This window comes from Cellvibrio sp. pealriver (assembly GCF_001183545.1).
In the GTDB taxonomy this organism is placed as follows: Bacteria; Pseudomonadota; Gammaproteobacteria; order Pseudomonadales; family Cellvibrionaceae; genus Cellvibrio.
Map to the genome: position 1 here is coordinate 2,200,274 of NZ_KQ236688.1, position 17,672 is coordinate 2,217,945.

16 protein-coding genes are annotated in these 17,672 nt (G+C 48.4%); 6 read left to right on the plus strand and 10 right to left on the minus strand.

Annotated elements, in window-relative coordinates; genetic code table 11:
• Positions 1–17 precede the first annotated feature (17 nt).
• The 3 genes from VC28_RS09555 (at position 18) to VC28_RS09565 (ending at position 4,139) form a co-directional block, all read left to right on the plus strand.
• Positions 18–1,340 (plus strand): NAD(P)/FAD-dependent oxidoreductase, encoded by a 1,323-nt coding sequence (locus tag VC28_RS09555; RefSeq protein ID WP_049630436.1) that lies wholly within the window; start codon positions 18–20, stop codon positions 1,338–1,340.
• A 124-nt stretch (positions 1,341–1,464) separates the two neighbouring features.
• Positions 1,465–2,016, plus strand: a complete 552-nt coding sequence (locus VC28_RS09560) for an RNA polymerase sigma factor (protein WP_049630437.1) — start codon at positions 1,465–1,467, stop codon at positions 2,014–2,016.
• Entirely contained in the window at positions 2,013–4,139 is a 2,127-nt protein-coding gene (locus VC28_RS09565) for a vWA domain-containing protein (RefSeq protein ID WP_049630438.1), read from the plus strand. Before VC28_RS09560 ends, VC28_RS09565 begins: the two co-directional genes overlap by 4 nt.
• A gap of 55 nt (positions 4,140–4,194) precedes the next feature.
• On the opposite strand, the gene VC28_RS09570 is transcribed toward VC28_RS09565, so the two are convergent.
• The 3 genes from VC28_RS09570 to VC28_RS09580 all read right to left on the minus strand — a co-directional run bounded on the left by VC28_RS09570 (position 4,195) and on the right by VC28_RS09580 (position 6,938).
• The gene (locus tag VC28_RS09570; RefSeq protein WP_049630439.1) at positions 4,195–4,641 is read right to left on the minus strand and encodes a hypothetical protein; all 447 of its coding nucleotides are present in this window, start codon (positions 4,639–4,641) and stop codon (positions 4,195–4,197) included.
• Positions 4,641–6,302 carry an NINE protein gene (locus tag VC28_RS19555; RefSeq protein ID WP_082191480.1) on the minus strand — a complete coding sequence of 554 codons (1,662 nt, stop codon included), beginning with the start codon at positions 6,300–6,302 and terminating at the stop codon, positions 4,641–4,643. The genes VC28_RS09570 and VC28_RS19555 overlap by 1 nt, the downstream gene beginning before the upstream one ends.
• A gap of 123 nt (positions 6,303–6,425) precedes the next feature.
• Positions 6,426–6,938: a DUF1993 domain-containing protein gene (locus tag VC28_RS09580; RefSeq protein WP_049630440.1), complete on the minus strand. Its 513-nt coding sequence runs from the start codon at positions 6,936–6,938 to the stop codon at positions 6,426–6,428.
• Between the two features lie 198 nt (positions 6,939–7,136).
• Here VC28_RS09580 and ybaL point away from each other — a divergent pair, with 198 nt between their 5' ends.
• A complete protein-coding gene (gene ybaL, locus VC28_RS09585; RefSeq protein WP_049630441.1) occupies positions 7,137–8,873 on the plus strand; it encodes a cation:proton antiporter domain-containing protein in 1,737 nt (578 codons plus the stop codon).
• A gap of 111 nt (positions 8,874–8,984) precedes the next feature.
• Here ybaL and motB read toward each other — a convergent pair whose 3' ends face one another.
• Positions 8,985–9,980: a flagellar motor protein MotB gene (motB, locus tag VC28_RS09590; protein ID WP_049630442.1), complete on the minus strand. Its 996-nt coding sequence runs from the start codon at positions 9,978–9,980 to the stop codon at positions 8,985–8,987.
• 30 nt (positions 9,981–10,010) lie between these two features.
• A complete protein-coding gene (gene motA / locus VC28_RS09595) occupies positions 10,011–10,865 on the minus strand; it encodes a flagellar motor stator protein MotA (RefSeq protein ID WP_049630443.1) in 855 nt (284 codons plus the stop codon).
• 268 nt (positions 10,866–11,133) lie between these two features.
• On the opposite strand from motA, the gene VC28_RS09600 reads away from it, so the two are divergent.
• Positions 11,134–11,451 carry a DUF1244 domain-containing protein gene (locus VC28_RS09600; protein ID WP_049630444.1) on the plus strand — a complete coding sequence of 106 codons (318 nt, stop codon included), beginning with the start codon at positions 11,134–11,136 and terminating at the stop codon, positions 11,449–11,451.
• Positions 11,452–11,455: 4 nt separating this feature from the next.
• On the opposite strand, the gene VC28_RS09605 is transcribed toward VC28_RS09600, so the two are convergent.
• Positions 11,456–12,295 (minus strand): NHL repeat-containing protein, encoded by an 840-nt coding sequence (locus VC28_RS09605; RefSeq protein ID WP_082191481.1) that lies wholly within the window; start codon positions 12,293–12,295, stop codon positions 11,456–11,458.
• A 326-nt stretch (positions 12,296–12,621) separates the two neighbouring features.
• Here VC28_RS09605 and VC28_RS09610 point away from each other — a divergent pair, with 326 nt between their 5' ends.
• Positions 12,622–13,674: a LacI family DNA-binding transcriptional regulator gene (locus VC28_RS09610; RefSeq protein ID WP_049630445.1), complete on the plus strand. Its 1,053-nt coding sequence runs from the start codon at positions 12,622–12,624 to the stop codon at positions 13,672–13,674.
• A gap of 102 nt (positions 13,675–13,776) precedes the next feature.
• Here the strand turns inward: VC28_RS09610 and VC28_RS09615 are convergent, their stop codons facing one another.
• From VC28_RS09615 to VC28_RS09630, 4 genes are all read right to left on the minus strand, one after another.
• Positions 13,777–14,550: a hypothetical protein gene (locus VC28_RS09615; protein WP_049630446.1), complete on the minus strand. Its 774-nt coding sequence runs from the start codon at positions 14,548–14,550 to the stop codon at positions 13,777–13,779.
• A gap of 166 nt (positions 14,551–14,716) precedes the next feature.
• Complete coding sequence (locus VC28_RS09620) at positions 14,717–15,301, minus strand: superoxide dismutase (protein WP_049630447.1); 585 nt, start codon at positions 15,299–15,301, stop codon at positions 14,717–14,719.
• 179 nt (positions 15,302–15,480) lie between these two features.
• Entirely contained in the window at positions 15,481–17,124 is a 1,644-nt protein-coding gene (gene groL / locus VC28_RS09625; RefSeq protein WP_049630448.1) for a chaperonin GroEL, read from the minus strand.
• Between the two features lie 92 nt (positions 17,125–17,216).
• A complete protein-coding gene (locus tag VC28_RS09630) occupies positions 17,217–17,507 on the minus strand; it encodes a co-chaperone GroES (RefSeq protein WP_049630449.1) in 291 nt (96 codons plus the stop codon).
• Positions 17,508–17,672: the final 165 nt, after the last annotated feature.

Consider the following 17,672-nt stretch of genomic DNA (forward strand, 5'->3'; position numbering starts at 1 on the left):
GATGTAACGGCTTTACAATGACCTCTCTCGCGCTGCCTGTATTCACCCCTGTATATCCACATCATAAAGTGGTGATTATTGGCGGCGGCCCCGCCGGGAGTGTTGCCGCCTCCCGGTTGGCGCAAAAAGGAATTGATGCACTCGTACTGGAGCGCGAAAAGTTTCCCCGTTTCCATATTGGCGAATCCCTCCTGCCTAACGGCAACCATGTACTCAAAACCATTGGTGTGTGGGACAAAATCACCTCGGCAGGTTTTATTGAAAAACGCGGTGCCCAATTCACCCTGGCAGACCGCTCGCGTACGGTGCGCAATGTATTTGCCCAAGGCTGGATTCCCGGCCTGGATATGACTTATCAAGTCGAACGTGCCCGCTTTGATGACATTCTTCTTCGCCACGCCCAGCAGTCAGGGGCGCAGGTTCAAGAGGAGAGCCGTGTTACCCGGGTATCCCGCACCAGCGGCCATTGGCGCATCGAAGCCGAACATCAAGGCCAAACAGCCACCTTCACCGCCGATTGGGTGATCGATGCCAGCGGCAGGCATTGCGTGATGGGGCGAGCGATGAAGATGGAAAAATCCCCCTTGCCCTACCCCGGGCGTATGGCGGTGTTTAATCATTTTGAACATGTAGTGCGCGATCGAGGCGAAGCGGCTGGTGACATCATCGTCATGCGCCTGAGCGATGCCTGGTTTTGGGCAATTCCCATCTCGCCCACAGTTACCTCAGTTGGTGTTGTCCTGCAAAAAAATAGCGGCCGCCATACAGGCGAATCCTGGGAATCCCTGTTCTGGCGTAAGGTCAATGAATCGCCCTTCCTGAGCAATGCCATGGCGCATGCGACCGCCGTGGGCGAGTATCGCATCGAATCTGATTACAGCTTTTCCCATACTGATTTTGGCCGCGACCGCTGCTTGCTTGCAGGTGATGCAGCGAGTTTCATCGATCCGGTTTTTTCGTCGGGGGTTTATCTCGCACTTGAATCCGGTTTACTCGCAGCAGATGAAATCGCTGACGCATTGACATCACCAAAATCTGCGCGCGCTGAGGCCAAGCTTTACGCCCGCTATACCAACGCGATGAAAAACCGGATTGGCTATATGCGCCAACTGATCGATGCCTATTACGACGATGAAGCCTGCGAGGTCTTTATGTCGCCGCGTCCAACCCTGCGCCTGCCGCAGGCGATCAATTCTATTCTGGCAGGTGGGTTAACGCCGAGCTTTGCGGTACGCTGGCGGCTGTGGTTGTTCAAACAAATTTGCGCGCTGCAAAAACGCCGTGTGCTAGTCCCCAAGATTAATTGGCAATCGCCATCTGAAAGCACTCCAGAAAAATAAAACAAAAACCGCCCAAGGATTTGGCACAGCAATCCGTCTATTTAGATGAACCACAGAATTATGTGGCGCAACTCGATGTCTTCGCTTTCATATACCGCACTTGCGGCCAACACGAGATCACTGGATGGTATCGCCAGCATCAGATGCACTCATCAAAGCAGCGCAAGCGGGTGACCGCGCAGCCTTTGCGCAGGTCTTAAACGACCATTACGACACCCTTTATCGCTTTGCCTACCGCTGGTGCGGTAATCGCAGCGATGCAGACGATGTCACCCAACAGGCCTGCATAAAACTCGCACAGAGTATCGGCCAATTCCGTTTTGATGCTGCATTCAGCACCTGGCTTTACCGATTGGTCGTTAACTGTGCCAAAGACTGGCAACGCAGCCAGAGGCGGCATCAGCATGATGACATCGACCAGTTAACTCACGAAACCCGCCCTGACCAGAGCGCCGAAACCGGCATTTACTTGCAACAGATTTTGACGTGGCTGGACTCCCTCGCCGAGGGGTTTAAGGAAACCGCGCTTCTGGTTCACGCCGAAGGGCTAACCCATGCCGAAGCTGCCAGCATCTTGCAAATCAAAGAATCTACCGTGTCCTGGCGGCTCCACGAAATCCGCAAACAACTCCAGCATGTTCAACCGCGCGATGGACGTTGGGAGGCCTCTCTATGAACAAACAGCCTATGAATGACGATGAGCTGCAGCAGCACTTGCAACAACCCATTCCCGCACCGGATGCCAATACCAAAGCACGCCATATGGCGGCTGCGATGGCAGCGTTTGATGCGCAGCAGACCGCCCCAGAGGGTGCATCATCCAGCAGCAACCCAGTGGTGGAAGATTTATCGACAACAACAGAAACCGGTGTCGATGAAAAAAAATCCAATCTTCTCCAAGGATTTTTACAGCGCCTGCGTCTCACCCGTGACACCAACCACCACGGGAGCACCACCATGCGCCATTCCAATGTTGACAACCGTTCTATTTGGCAAAAACCTGCGCTGCTTTCCGCGATTGCGGCTTCCAGTCTCGCCGTTGTTGCAGGGCTTACGTTTACGCAACATTTTGTTATCCACTCAGGTGAGCAACAACTTCACGAGTCCATCGCATTGGATTCTGCCAAGAAATCCCAACCGATTGTTATTGGCGATAACCAACCGGAATCTGAATCGCAACCCATGGTAAGCCTTGCACCGCAGGAGCAAGATGCCAAAGAGGAAATCCTTGTCACCGGCGTTCGCCAAACATTAGCGCGCTCACAAGAATTGGGACGAACCGCAACAGCCGCCAAACCAGCGCCAGTTGCGCCGATAGAAATGCGCGAAGCATTAGTCAGTGCTGCGCCAAACGCTGATCAAGTGCGCGTGCAACGGCCACAAGAATTCCGCGATCGTTTTGAAGATTTCAAAGAAAACACCGTCGTGGCCACCAGCGAAAATCCGGTCTCGACGTTTTCAATTGATGTGGATACTGCCTCTTACAGTTTTGTGCGGCGCATACTGAATGAGGGTCAATTACCCGAAAAGGACGCGGTGCGCAGCGAAGAACTCATTAATTATTTTGATTACGCCTACCCTGCGCCCAAAGACCGCACAACACCGTTTGCAACATACACCACAGTAGTGGATTCGCCGTGGAAGCCAGGTAATAAATTAATTCACATCGGCATTCAGGGTTATCAATTAGCGGCGAGTGAAATCCCGCAATCGAATCTGGTGTTTTTGTTGGATGTCTCCGGCTCTATGGATGAGCCCAGCAAATTGCCGCTGGTAAAACAATCCATGGGATTGTTGTTGGATACATTAAAACCCGACGACACTATTGCCATTGTGGTGTATGCCGGTGCCGCAGGCACTGTACTTGAACCCACCAAGGTAAAAGAAAAAACCAAAATCCTTGCTGCATTAAATAATCTGCAAGCCGGGGGCAGCACTGCGGGGGCAGAAGGTATCGCGCTCGCCTATCAATTGGCGGAAGCCAATTTTAATGCGCAAGGCGTAAACCGCATTATTCTCGCCACCGATGGCGATTTTAATGTCGGCCAAACCGGCGATGAAGTATTGCAGGATTTTGTTGAACGCAAACGCGAAAAAGGCATTTATTTATCCGTACTCGGTTTTGGCCAGGGTAATTATCAGGACGAAATGATGCAAACCCTGGCACAAAACGGCAACGGTACCGCCGCCTACATCGACACACTCAGCGAAGCGCAAAAAGTGTTGGTCACCGAAGCGACATCAAATTTATTTCCTATCGCCAAGGATGTAAAAATCCAGGTGGAATTTAACCCAACTACGGTGAAAGAATATCGTCTGATTGGTTACGAAACGCGCGCGCTTAACCGCGACGATTTTAGTAACGACAAAGTCGATGCTGGCGAAATTGGCGCAGGCCAACGTGTTACCGCCATTTATGAAATTACCCCGGTTGGCGCGAAAAGCGGATTACTGGAAGAAAGCCGCTATCAAAAAGAAAACAAAGCCGATGCAGGCAAAAATAGCGAATACGCATTCTTGCGCTTACGCTATAAATTGCCAGACGCAACCCAATCAAAACTGATTGAAACAGCTATCGAGAAAAATGTACTGCGCGAAGCAAATCCTGTTTATCAACAAGAAGTGAACTTCTCTATCGCTGTTGCGGGTTTTGCACAACTATTGAAGGGAAGTCACTACGCCGGTGATTTTACTTACGACAAAGTGATTGAACTGGCGCAAGCCAATAAAGGCAAAGATGAGTACGGCTATCGCACCGAGTTTGTACAACTGGCAAGAAAGGCGAAAATTGCCAAGTAACAATCTATTTACATCGTAAATAAAAATGGCGCTCACTGAGCGCCATTTTTATCAATTATTTATCCCAGATTTCTTTGGAATGAAAAGCATATTGATATAAAGCGTAATATTGCAGAAACAGCAACGTACCTAAACACAAGAGTGTTATTGAGATGAGTATATATACCGCATTATCGCTTTCAGAAAATACACTCCAGTCCTGAGTAATTAACGTATAAGCATCCCAAACAATTGCACAAGGTATGAAATATCGCCAGAACTTACTAAACATGATTTTTTTATTGTGCGCAAAGCCAAAAACACCCAGTGTAATCATGGTATAGACAATCAATTCACCGCACTTATCGACGATACTGGACCCTGCATCAGCAAAAACAGACCAAAGTGACAGGCACACCAAGGGCATAAATATCCAGAAAAATATTCTCCAGCCTATTTTCCTTCGTAACACTCCTGTTTCAGACGTTAATTCTGACTGTGGTGCCTCATATGGATTAATCATTATTGACCTCCTTGTTTTTTTACACTGAAACTCGCACTGACTTTATTTAGCAAGGCACGGTTTTGTTCAAAACGGGACGTTAACGTCCATGCATAAACAATATAAAAATGGCTATCACTTTCAATGGCCGTCAACAAATAAGTCACTTTTACGTTTTCAGACAAGCCAGCCACAACTTGCTGCTCCGCAGGCAGGCCTCCAACTTGCATTGCAGTTGGTGTACTTACACGATGAAAATCCTTCACAGTTTCTTCCATGTTGCGAATGTGTATATCCAAATAATCACTGCGCGTGAGCGACGCATCAAAATCACTTTTATTGTCATCGATCACAATCGCATAAACTTCACCGATTTGATTGGAAACACCCAGAATCGCAACATCATTCAAGTTGCGGTCACCTTTCCAATTATCCGGCACCGTTAAGGACACACGTTTATCGTCGCTGTACATACGCTTTCTTAATGCATTGCGGTCTGTCTCCGGTTGCACTGTCACTGCACCACTACCGCCGCGGCATTCAGGCACACGGTATTTATCCGGCATAGATCCACCCAGGCAACTCCAGGTAATGTCGCCGTCTTCTTCTACCGGTGTCCAGATGATGATGTTCTGTCTGGTTTTTTCCAAATGCGGAATGCGGAACTCCACAATCATTTGTGCATCTTCACTCAGTGTGATGGCGCTGACAAATTCATTGCTGATGTTATCAGGCAAACCAGCCAACACATTTTCATTGGGATAAAACTCTTTTTCCTGAATCACTGCGGTTACTTTATCGCGTGTTTGGTTTACCAGCGGCAAACCGGCATGCACTTTGGAACGCGCGGTGTAGTCCTGATACGCAGGCAGGGAAACCGCCGCAAGAATTCCCACAATAAATATAAAACCAATAAAACACGCAACGCCAATAGCGACTTTGAATCCTGTGCTGGCAGCGGGTACTTGCCCGTATTTTTGTTGCCATGTTTGGCGCGATGTAAACCAAAACACAAAGGCTTCAAAAAAAGACACGATACTGGGAATCCAGGTAACCCAGAACAGCAGGTAAAAAACACCCCACCACTGCCCCAGATAAAAACGGTGAACACCAAACCCACCCAGGAAAAACGCAAGCAGCCCTGCGGTCGCTTTGTCTTTGCTATTGAGCTGCACTTGTTTTGCATGGCAATAAGGACAATACGCCACGCCAGCTGCGATTCCGCGCCCGCAGTTGTAACAAAAATATTCCCGTTCCTGATGCGCATTAGTTGCGGGCGCTGAATAAGGTGATGGCGCTTGCTGGCCACGTGTATCTGCAGCAGACACAGGTTCCGCTGCAGATGAGGCATCGACCGCAGGCGTTAATGCCGTCGCTTCAACAGGCGCAACCGTTAATGCTGGCCGCGGTGCGACAGGGCTTAGCGCATCGCTAGGAAATAATTGCTCGCCATGTGCAACTAACTCGCATTGCCCACCCGCTTTGTGGATAGCATTTTTGTATTTGGCTGCGGTGACAGCATCAACATTGGCTTTGAGCAGGCTGCGCGGTTTACGCAGCATCTTTTCAATGATGGGAACATCTTTTTTAAAGGTGGCGGCAAGATTGCGCACCAGTGCGGAACGCTCGGTTCCTGGCAGGGGTTCATTCAGTAAATAAATATCCAGACGATCTTCAGACATGGGCGCGCATCCTTATTTCTTTTTATCTTCGCGTGCCGACAGTAACCATTACAACTACCGCCGACACGCAGACTGATTGGCAATCCTATCCTTAGAAAAAATAAGGAGAGTTAGCGCGCCATATTAGCTTTTGTAAGGCATGCTTCCAAGATAATCCTTCTTGCCTACATCAACGCCGTTGTGGCGCAGAATTGCGTAGGCAGTCGTGACATGGAAGTAAATATTTGGAATGGCATGCTGGATCGCAAATTCAGTTCCGGTGAGATATTTACCTTCCCAACGTGGCTGGCTGATATGGCGCTCTGCCGCACCGGCAAAATCGTCCGGTGTGAATCCGGCAAGATAATCCAACACCGATTGGATACGCGCTTTTAATTCCGGCAGGCTGGTTTCAGTATCCGGGTGCACCGGTGCGGATTCCACTTTTCCTGTTAAACGTGCAACACCCAGCTTGGCGGTATCGCAAGCAATTTGTACCTGACGGATAAGATTGAATTGATCCGGTGCCAAGCGGGAATTCAACAGCACTGATACGTCGAATTTTTTAGCTTCGGCATAAGCTGCGCCCTTGTCGAGGATTGCATTGAGGTTGTTGAGTGCTTTGCTAAATTGCACCACGGTAAGCTCATAAAACATGGCATTCTCCTTTGAATGACGAACTAGCTAGGGGATATTACGAATTACGGCTCGCACTTAGTGGGGCTCTGACAGGAACTATTCAATCCACCAGATGTAAATAGCGCGGTAAAAAAACGCAAATATCGGCTCAATGCTTGCCATACTTTTATTTCAGCCAATATAGTTAAGCCTCATTCATCAAGGACTTAGCTGCTTATGCCACATGACATTAGCCTAATTACAACTATTGCGGCCGGTCTCGGTTTAGCGATGATTCTGGGGTTTATCGCTGCGCGTCTGCGCTTGCCGCCGCTCATCGGCTACCTTATCGCCGGTATTATTGTTGGCCCCTCAACCCCCGGCTTTGTTGCCGATATGGCGCTCACCGCCCAACTCGCTGAAATTGGCGTAATGCTGTTGATGTTTGGCGTTGGCTTGCATTTTTCCGTAGGCGATTTGATGGCGGTAAAACGTATCGCCGTGCCCGGTGCAATGCTACAGATCACTATCGCTACCCTGCTTGGTGCCGGTGCCGGCTATTTTTGGGGCTGGGATCTGGCGCAATGCCTGGTATTTGGTTTGTCACTCTCCTGTGCCAGCACGGTGGTTTTGCTAAAAGCCCTTGAAGCGCGCAACCAGATTGAGACCATTAATGGCCGTATCGCCGTAGGTTGGTTGATAGTAGAAGATCTGGTGATGGTGATGGTGCTGGTACTCCTGCCTGTAATCGCTGGCCTTATGGGAACAGTTCCCGCTACCGATGGCCTCGCACCTGTCGCCAATGACCAGCATGTCGCGGTCGCACTCTTGATTACTCTGGGCAAAGTGGCTGCCTTTGTGGTGTTTATGTTGGTGGTCGGCAAACGCTTGCTGCCCAAATTACTCTGGTGGGTGGCCGGCACTGGTTCGCGCGAATTATTCAGCCTCTGTGTTATTGCCACTGCCGTTGGTGTCGCCTATGGCTCGGCGCTGCTGTTTGATGTGTCCTTCGCATTGGGTGCTTTTTTTGCGGGCATGATGTTGCGCGAATCAGAATTTAGCCACCGCGCGGCCGATGACTCACTGCCGCTACGCGATGCATTTGCAGTATTGTTTTTTGTGTCGGTCGGCATGCTCTTTGATCCGCACATACTGCTCAATGAACCGCTGAAAGTGCTCGCTGTGGTGACCATTATTATGTTTGGGAAAACCATCGCCGCTGTAGCACTGGTGCTGGTGTTCCGCTACCCACTCAACACGGCGTTGATTGTCGGCGCGAGCCTGGCGCAGATCGGTGAGTTTTCCTTTATTTTGGCGGGATTGAGCATCAGTTTGGGCTTGATGGATATTCAAGCACAAAACTTGATACTGGCTGGTGCATTGGTTTCCATCGCACTCAATTCGCTGATGTTTACTCTGCTGGAGCCACTGCGCAATTTGGCACTCAAGCACTCAGCCTTTGCGCGCAAATTGGAAGTGCGAGACGACCCTCTTGCCGTATTACCCATGAGCACCGATGAAGTATTTTTGTCAGGTCAAGCAGTATTAGTCGGTTACGGGCGAGTAGGCCGCCGTATTGCCCGCATGCTCGATGAAAAACAAATCCCTTATGTGGTTGCTGATACCAATCGCGAAATAGTCGAGAAACTGCGTAAAAATAATATTCCGGCCGTGTGTGGCGATGCCGCTGATCCGAATGTATTGATCCAGGCGCACATAGCCAAAGCAGGCATGCTCATTGCAGCAACGTCCAATACTTTTCATGTGCGACAAATGGTTGAAACCGCACGCACACTGAATCCTAAAATTGAAATTGTGATCCGTACTCACAACGAAGAAGAAGCCGATTTGTGGATGAAGGAAAACATCGGCAAAATATTTCTGAGTGAGCAGCAATTGGCGAGCGGTATGGCAACCCATGTGCTGCAACGCATGGGCAAGGGTGACAAACCGAAGGAATCGCATCAGCACTAATCATGCTTAACTACTGACATCACCAGTAATTAATAATGCGTAAAACCATAAAAAAAACGGGCTGGATTTCCAGCCCGTTTTTTTATCTTCGAATAACGTACATTTACCGTACTACTGTGAGCTGGCAGCATCGATTGCATCGTCAACTTCCGCTGGCGATAAAAACCGTTGTGCGGGTTCAACCGGCGCAGGTGGTGCAAAAGTATCACTGCTTTTCATCAGTTGACTGCTATCAATACCGACACCACTACCAAGCGCATCAGCGACTGCTTTTTTCAGCACAATAATGGCGATACGACGATTGATTGGCTCGTTGGGTTTATCAATCACCAAGGGCGCAGCTGATCCCATACCTTGTACCGTTGCCACTTTAGCCTCGGGATAAGAACCTTCCAGCAATGCTCTGCGCGCGGCATTGGCACGGTCAGCCGATAACTCCCAGTTAGTGTAAGTCGCACCTGCTCCGTAAGGTGTTGAGTCGGTATGGCCGGTAACGCTGATTTTGTTTTGTACCTTATTCAAAATCGGCGCGAGCGCGTGCAACACATCCGATGACCACTTCTGCAAATTCGCGCTTCCTACATCAAACATAGGGCGCTGGTCTTTATCAACAATCTGGATACGCAAACCCAGCGCAGTAAAATCAATCAGGATTTGGTCTTTAATTTGTTGGAATACAGAATCCAACGAATTGATTTCAGTCTCCAATTGTTTTTTCAGTTCTTCCAGTTGTTGCGCTTCGATGCGTTCAATTTCTTTTTGCAACTGCTCTTCTGATAAATCCTGCGCTACCGATTGGTCATTGGCACGCTCATCATTGGGGCTATCTGACTGTGTCATTTCCAGCGGTTTATCCTGACTGATCAACCCCAAATCAGCACCCCCCTCTCCCACAACATATTTACTGCCGGGATCATTGAAGTGCGCCGCAATCGCTTTCTGCTCTTCAGGTGATGTACTGCCCAATAGCCACATCAACAAAAAGAACGCCATCAGCGCCGTCATGAAATCTGCCAGTGCCACTTTCCATGAGCCACCATGATGCCCATGCCCATGCCCTTTCTTCTTCTTGATAATAAGAGGTTGCTGGTTCGCGCCCTTTTCCATCGACAATTACCTTGCAAATGCCTTAATGAGTTATCTCTTGGCGCGATATTGTTCTTCCAGCTCTTTGAAGCTGGGGCGGACACTGTGAAACAGCACTTTGCGGCCAAACTCAACTGCAACCTGCGGTGGAACACCATTCATCGATGCAACCAACACCGCTTTGATACATTCATAAGCACGTGACTCATCACGGTTTTTACCACTTAAATAAGATGCAAAAGGTGCAATAAACCCATAGGCAAACAAAATCCCCAGAAGGGTACCCACCAACGCTGCCGCAACTGCCGCACCGATTTCACCCGGTGGGCCGCCGATTTTTCCCATGGTGATAATTACACCCAATACCGCCGCCACAATGCCGAAACCAGGCAAACCATCCGCCGCGTTTTGAATTGCTCCCGGGATCACCGCTGCTTCTTGATGATGCCCATCCAGTTCCTGCTCCATCAAAGACTCAAGTTCGTGCGGTGCCATATTTCCCGCAACCATAATGCGCAAGTAATCACAGATAAACTCCACAATATGGTGATCTTTCATAATCTCCGGATAATTAGCAAAAAGTGGGCTACTTTCAGGTTCTTCAATATCACCTTCAATCGCCATCAAGCCTTCACGACGGGTTTTATTGAGGATGTCATATAGAAGGGTCAGGATCTCCAGATAAAACGTTTTATTAAATTTGGATGGGGTCAGTAATGCCCCTGCAGATTTAATAACCCCCATGGTGACTGACAATGGATTACCAATAATCATTGCCCCAAAGGAAGCACCACAAATAATCATCACCTCAATAGGTGACATGAGCGCCATAGGATTACCACCGTGGATCGCAAACCCACCGATCACACAACCCAGGACAACAATAATCCCTAAAATAATATTCACGCAAAAACCCCCAAACAGGTAAAGGTTTAGATTAAAGCGGCAAAAACGATCAAATAAAATTCAACTCGACCATAACATGATGACCAGCACGGTTTGAGTATAGGCAGGTTGATTTGAGGATCAAGAAAATGGTGAATTAATCGTATCTCGTCCCTCGTAATGCTTTCTGGATAGCGGTAAGCACTGACGAATGAGATACCCACAAACCACTGAATAATCCTAAAATACAAGTCCTATTACTCCTCACTGGCTCGACAGGTAATTCACCATGAAGATTGACCAACTCCCCGCATCAACCCAACAAGCGCTGGAAGCCGCCACATTTCGCCGCCTACTGGAGCATTTGGATAGCCGCAAAGATGTGCAAAATATTGATCTCATGAATCTCGCGGGTTTTTGCCGCAATTGTTTAAGCAAATGGTATGTCGCAGCGGCAAAAGAAGAAGCGATTGAATTGGATTACGAAGATACACGCACACACATTTACGGAATGCCTTATGCGGAATGGAAAGATAAATTCCAGACAGAAGCCAGTGCCGCCCAATTGCAACAATTCCAACAGGCAGCACCGGTCAACGAAAAGTAAACGGTTAATCCAACTGGTAGGCAGTCACCGTATTTTTGAAAAAATTCGGCACGAACACCTGATTGGTATTAGGGTCGTAGCCAATGTCGGCGGTATTGATTTTTTGCGCTTGTGAATCGATCAACACCTGGATCTTGCCATCGCCGGAAACGTAATACACCAGCCCCGGCCAGCAAGACACAATAAACTCACCGCGCTTGGCCAACATCTCTATACCATCAATTCCTTGGGCAAAACCTTTGGCAAGCACCAGAGGTTTTTTATCTGCACCAAATAACAACAATTCAGGACCTGCACCGACAACCAAACTGGGACCAAATGCCTTCAGGCCATTTGCATTAGCTACATTCTCCAGATAGAGACTGGGAACATCATCAATAATCCGGTGCACTTTGTTAGTACGCGTATCGGAAACGTAGACAACCCCCGTCGAATTGATCGTCACATCATTTAAAAATACAGCACCTTCAATTGGAATTTTCTTTAATAGCGTTTGCTCTTTGATATCGATCACGGCAACCGTAGTGATATCGGCAACATAAAGGCGGCCTTCAAATATCGCCATGCCTTTGGGAGCATCGAGCCCGACAAGCCACTCTTTTTCGATAACCGAGCCATCGGTAGCCAGCTTGGCAATACCGCCTTTTCCATCGGCGACATTACCCTCTCCATCAATAAGGGATACAAAAAGATAAGGATCATTTTTATCGGCAACATAAAGAACCGATTCGGGCGTTGGCAAATCAGGTGTTTGCCATAACTGTTCAAGGCTATGTTGGGCCGACGCTGGCAATGATCCTAAAAGCGTTCCAAACAAAGAGAGAGTGTAAATCCAGTATTTCATTGCGATACCTCATTATTTTTGTAGTCATGCACCACATGGAATACAAACGTCCCATAACGGTGCCGTCACAACACAAACTACCTAATGATGTACTCCCAGTACACGATACAGCGCTCCTTAACCAATCCCATGGTGCCATTTTCATTTTATGCACCGCAAAGTACTTTGCAAATCCTTGCATGCACCACCTACAAGCACCGCACCTCTTCGCAGGAATAAAAGAAGAGTGCAAGAGAACTTATTGCGCTTGTATAGCCTAAGCTCTACCCTAGCAGCCAACCACGACGGTATACCTACTCACTTTGACTCATAAAGCCTAATAATCTATGAAAACCAGTGCAGATAAACTCGCGCCCAAATCCAAAGCCACCATCAAAGATGTCGCCAAGTTAGCAGGGGTATCATTCAAAACCGTTTCGCGAGTCATCAACAAAGAAGGAACTGTTGGCCAGGAGCTGCAAGACAAAGTCATGCAGGCGGTCAAAGCGCTGAATTACCAACCCAATTTATCGGCACGTTTGCTGCGCGGAGCTGCCTCCTCTATCGGGTTTATCTACGACAACCCCAACAGCAACTACGTTATAGATATGCAAAAAGGGATTTTGGGTGAGTGCCGTCGTCAGGGGTATGAGTTGGTCATTCACCCCTGCGATTCAAAATCCGATGAAATTATCGATGAAGTACTCGACATGATTGACCGCAGCCAGGTGGGCGGGCTGGTATTAACACCGCCCATATCAGAAATGCCCGAAGTATTATCGGCCCTGAGCAAGCGCAAGCTACCATTTGTACGGATCTTGTCTGGCTCACAACCGCCCGATAAAAAAGGCCCCTGTATTTTCATCGATGACCGTACAGCTGCCTATAAAATTACCCAATACCTGATTGATCTGGGGCACAAATCCATTGCCTTTCTCGGGGGGGAAGAAACGCACAAATCGAGTATTGAGCGTTTGGAAGGTTACAAGGCCGCATTGAAAGCCAATAAACTTCCGATTGATAAAAAACTGATCGTTCCCGGAGAATATTCGTTTGAATCCGGCGTGAAGCGCACACGCCAACTCTTGTCATCCGCTGTAAAAGCGACCGCAGTCTTTGCATGTAACGACGAAATTGCGGCAGGCACCCTGTTTGCAGCACGTATTCAAGGCGTAGATGTGCCGCAACACTTATCGATTGTCGGGTTCGAGGACAGCCCCTTCTCACGTCAAGCCTGGCCAAACCTGACCACAGCGCAGCAACCTAACCCGACCATTGCAGAACGCGCCACCAATTTATTGATCGATACCATCCGCAATAAACGCGATGTAGAAAGCGAAGGCTTTTATCCGCAACTTATTGTGCGCGACTCTACTTGCCCTGCACCGAGTAAACGCTAACCTCAGGTCTAATTATTAGACCTGATAAATAAAAAAGGGGATCGATGACTCGATCCCCTTTTTTGCACATCCAGAATAAAGACAACTCTGTGGGACTGGCGATTATTTTGGTGCGCCACTCAACTGTTGTTTAATCTGCAGAATTTCGCGATTGGTACTGCGACGGAAATCATCGATAGCAGAAATAGCTTCTTCGCTGTTACGCATACGGCTATTTAACGTATCCAATGCCGTCATTTCCAAACGCATCTTATCCACTGCCTCTTTCAGATTTTGCACGCTTTGCGTTTGCTGGCTGGTACTGGTCGCCATACCATCAATCTTCGCAGCGGCAGCGTCGGCAACTGCTTTATTAGCGGCAATTTCTTGCTTCAGTGATGCAATTCCCGCTCTGGCATCTGTACCCAATTTCAGTGCATTCGCAGTATCACGGGTAACGGCTGTTGTTTTTTCGGTGTTCGCAGCAATCGCTTTGCGGTTGGTCTCTACCAAACCTGCAATACGACGCACTTCTGTATCCAATTTTTTGAGATTGGATTGTAAAGTCACCACCGACGCGCTCGACTCTTCCGATGTCAAACTCAGCTGTTGCTCCAACCCCTGAATACGTACATCGGCTTGCTTCAGCATCGCCTGTGCCTGAAATAATTGCCAACCAAGAAACCCGGCACCAGCAGCGGCAATCAGCGCAATCACCAACGCAATAGCAGGCAAACTGCTGGAAGGCGCTGGTGCAGCATACGCGGGAGCAGCAGGTGCAGACCTGCGCGTTGGGCGATTTGCCGTATCAGGTTCTGATTCTTGATAGCGACGCGACGGGGATTCTGCTGGCTCAGACATTCCGCCCGTCGATAATGTGGGTTCTCTGCGTTCCATAACAACTGTTACCTTCGATGATGCAGTGAGAAAAGTTCGCTAACCAGCGAACAATATGTGGTCGCATTTTATAGCAGTAGCCCACACAAACATAGGCCAGTCATTTTATTCTCGCTATAAAAAAACGGGCCTTAAAGCCCGTTTTTTCTGCAAATCGCACTAGCCTTTATTTAGCGTAGTTAGCGTTCACGAATTCCCAATTCACCAGAGACCAGAAAGCGCCAATGTAGTTTGGACGTGAATTGCGATAGTCGATGTAGTAAGCGTGCTCCCACAAATCGAGAGTCAAAATTGGAGTCACGGATGCATCAGTCAACGGAGTAGCAGCATTGCTGGTATTCACAATCGCAACTGAACCGTCCGCTTTTTTCACCAACCAAGTCCATGAAGAACCAAAGTTGTTGATAGCAGAGTTGGTGAAATCTTCTTTGAATTTATCGAAAGATCCAAATGCTTTAGTGATCGCATCAGCAACTGCACCTGTTGGTGCACCGCCACCATTAGGGCTCAAGCAGTTCCAGTAAAAAGTGTGGTTCCAGATTTGCGCGGCGTTATTAAACACAGGGCCAGCAGACGATTTAATAACGTCTTCCAAACTTTTGCCTTCAAATTCAGTGCCTGGAACTAATGTGTTCAGTTTATCCACATAGGCTTTGTGGTGTTTGCCGTGGTGATAATCCAGGGTTTCAGCAGAAATGTGTGGAGCCAGAGCGTCTTTGGCGTAAGGCAGTGCAGGTAATTCAAAAGCCATGATGTTTCTCCTAGTTCACGGTTGTATAGATTCAATCTCTGTTAAAAAAATCCGGTAGCAGATAATAACAACTAAACACAGACTCGCTTATTAAAAATTCGCTATTGCAAAAAAATGGGAAAACCAATCGCTGAAAACAATTACGGCCCACTAGGGGCCGTAACGATTGAGCGCATTGATTACATCATGCCGCCCATACCACCCATGCCGCCCATGTCGTGGCCATGGCCAGCAGCTGGTTTATCTTCAGGTAAATCAGCAACCATTGCTTCGGTGGTGATCATCAAACCAGCGATAGAACCAGCAGCTTGCAATGCAGTGCGGGTTACTTTAGCTGGATCGAGAATACCCATCTCAATCATATCGCCATATACGCCAGTTGCAGCGTTGTAGCCAAAATTGCCAGTACCTTTTTTCACGGAATCAGCAACGACTGATGGCTCATCACCAGCATTAGCAACGATTTGACGCAAAGGCGCTTCCATTGCACGACGTGCGATGGTGATACCGGCGTTTTGATCTTCGTTGTCACCTTTCAGGTCAGCGATAGCTGCAACTGCACGAATCAGAGCAGTACCGCCCCCTGGAACCACGCCTTCTTCTACCGCTGCACGGGTAGCGTGCAGTGCGTCTTCAACGCGTGCTTTTTTCTCTTTCATTTCCACTTCGGTAGCAGCACCGACTTTGATTACCGCAACGCCGCCAGCCAATTTAGCTACGCGCTCTTGCAGTTTTTCACGGTCGTAATCAGAAGAAGTTTCTTCGATTTGTACACGAATTTGTTGCACGCGAGATTTGATCTCGTCAGCGTTACCTGCACCATCAACAATAGTGGTGTTGTCTTTGTTCATGGTGACGCGTTTTGCAGTACCCAAGTGCTCCAAAGTTGCGCTTTCCAGATCCAAACCCACTTCTTCAGAAATCACAGTACCGCCAGTCAATACGGCGATATCTTGCAACATAGCCTTACGACGATCACCAAAACCGGGGGCTTTAACCGCAGCAACTTTTACGATGCCGCGAATGTTATTGACTACCAAAGTTGCCAAGGCTTCGCCTTCAACGTCTTCAGCAACAATCACCAGTGGTTTGCCTGATTTGGCAACGCCTTCCAACACCGGCAGCAATTCACGGATGTTAGAGATTTTTTTATCAACCAAAAGGATGAACGGATGATCGTGCTCAACGCTCATGTTGTCCTGGTTGTTGATGAAGTAAGGAGACAGGTAGCCACGGTCAAACTGCATACCCTCTACTACATCCAGCTCGTTTTCGAGGCTGGTGCCTTCCTCAACAGTAATAACGCCCTCTTTACCTACTTTTTCCATCGCTTCGGCAATCAGTGAACCCACTGACGCATCGCTGTTAGCAGAAATAGTACCTACTTGGGCGATAGATTTGCTGTCAGCGCAAGGAACAGCAATAGACTGGACGTGTTTAACTGCAGCAGTGATTGCTTTGTCGATACCGCGCTTCAGGTCCATCGGGTTCATACCTGCCGCAACAGATTTCAAACCTTCGTTAACAATCGCTTGCGCCAGAACAGTTGCAGTAGTGGTACCGTCACCCGCATCGTCAGACGCTTTGGACGCAACTTCTTTCACCATTTGTGCGCCCATGTTTTCGAACTTGTCTTTCAGGGAAATTTCTTTCGCCACAGAAACACCGTCTTTAGTGATGGTGGGAGCACCGAAAGATTTTTCCAACACCACGTTACGGCCTTTCGGACCAAGAGTCGCCTTAACCGCATCGGCCAGAATATTTACACCAGCCAACATACGTTGACGTGCGCTATCACCAAATTTCACTTCTTTAGCTGACATATTTTCACTTCCTACAGTCTTTTGTTAACACATAGAAACCGGCTGTTGCGGTTTCACGTTAAATTCTTTGGCATTCGAATCAGATGTTCGAATTACACCAGAACCGCTTTGATATCGGATTCACTCAGGATGACCAGCTCTTCACCGTCGATGGTAATGGTGTCGCTGCCAGCGTATTTGCCGAATACCACTACATCACCCACTTTCACATCCAGAGGACGCAATTCACCACTCGCCAGTACACGGCCATTGCCTACAGCCAACACTTCGCCTTGATTCGGCTTTTCTTTCGCTGCGCCAGACAGGATGATGCCGCCAGCGGTTTTGGTTTCTTCTTCTTTGCGACGAACTACAACACGATCATGCAACGGACGAATTTTCATGGAACTTTGTCTCCTAACAAAACAGATTAAACACTCGCGAAACCCCTCACCCAGTACTCTACAGATGAACACAACATCAAGAGTGGAGCAGTGTGATTCCGCGTGATGACATATAAGGACGGCCTGAAAAGTTTCAAGGCCATCAGTTAAGGCCACCGTTTTACA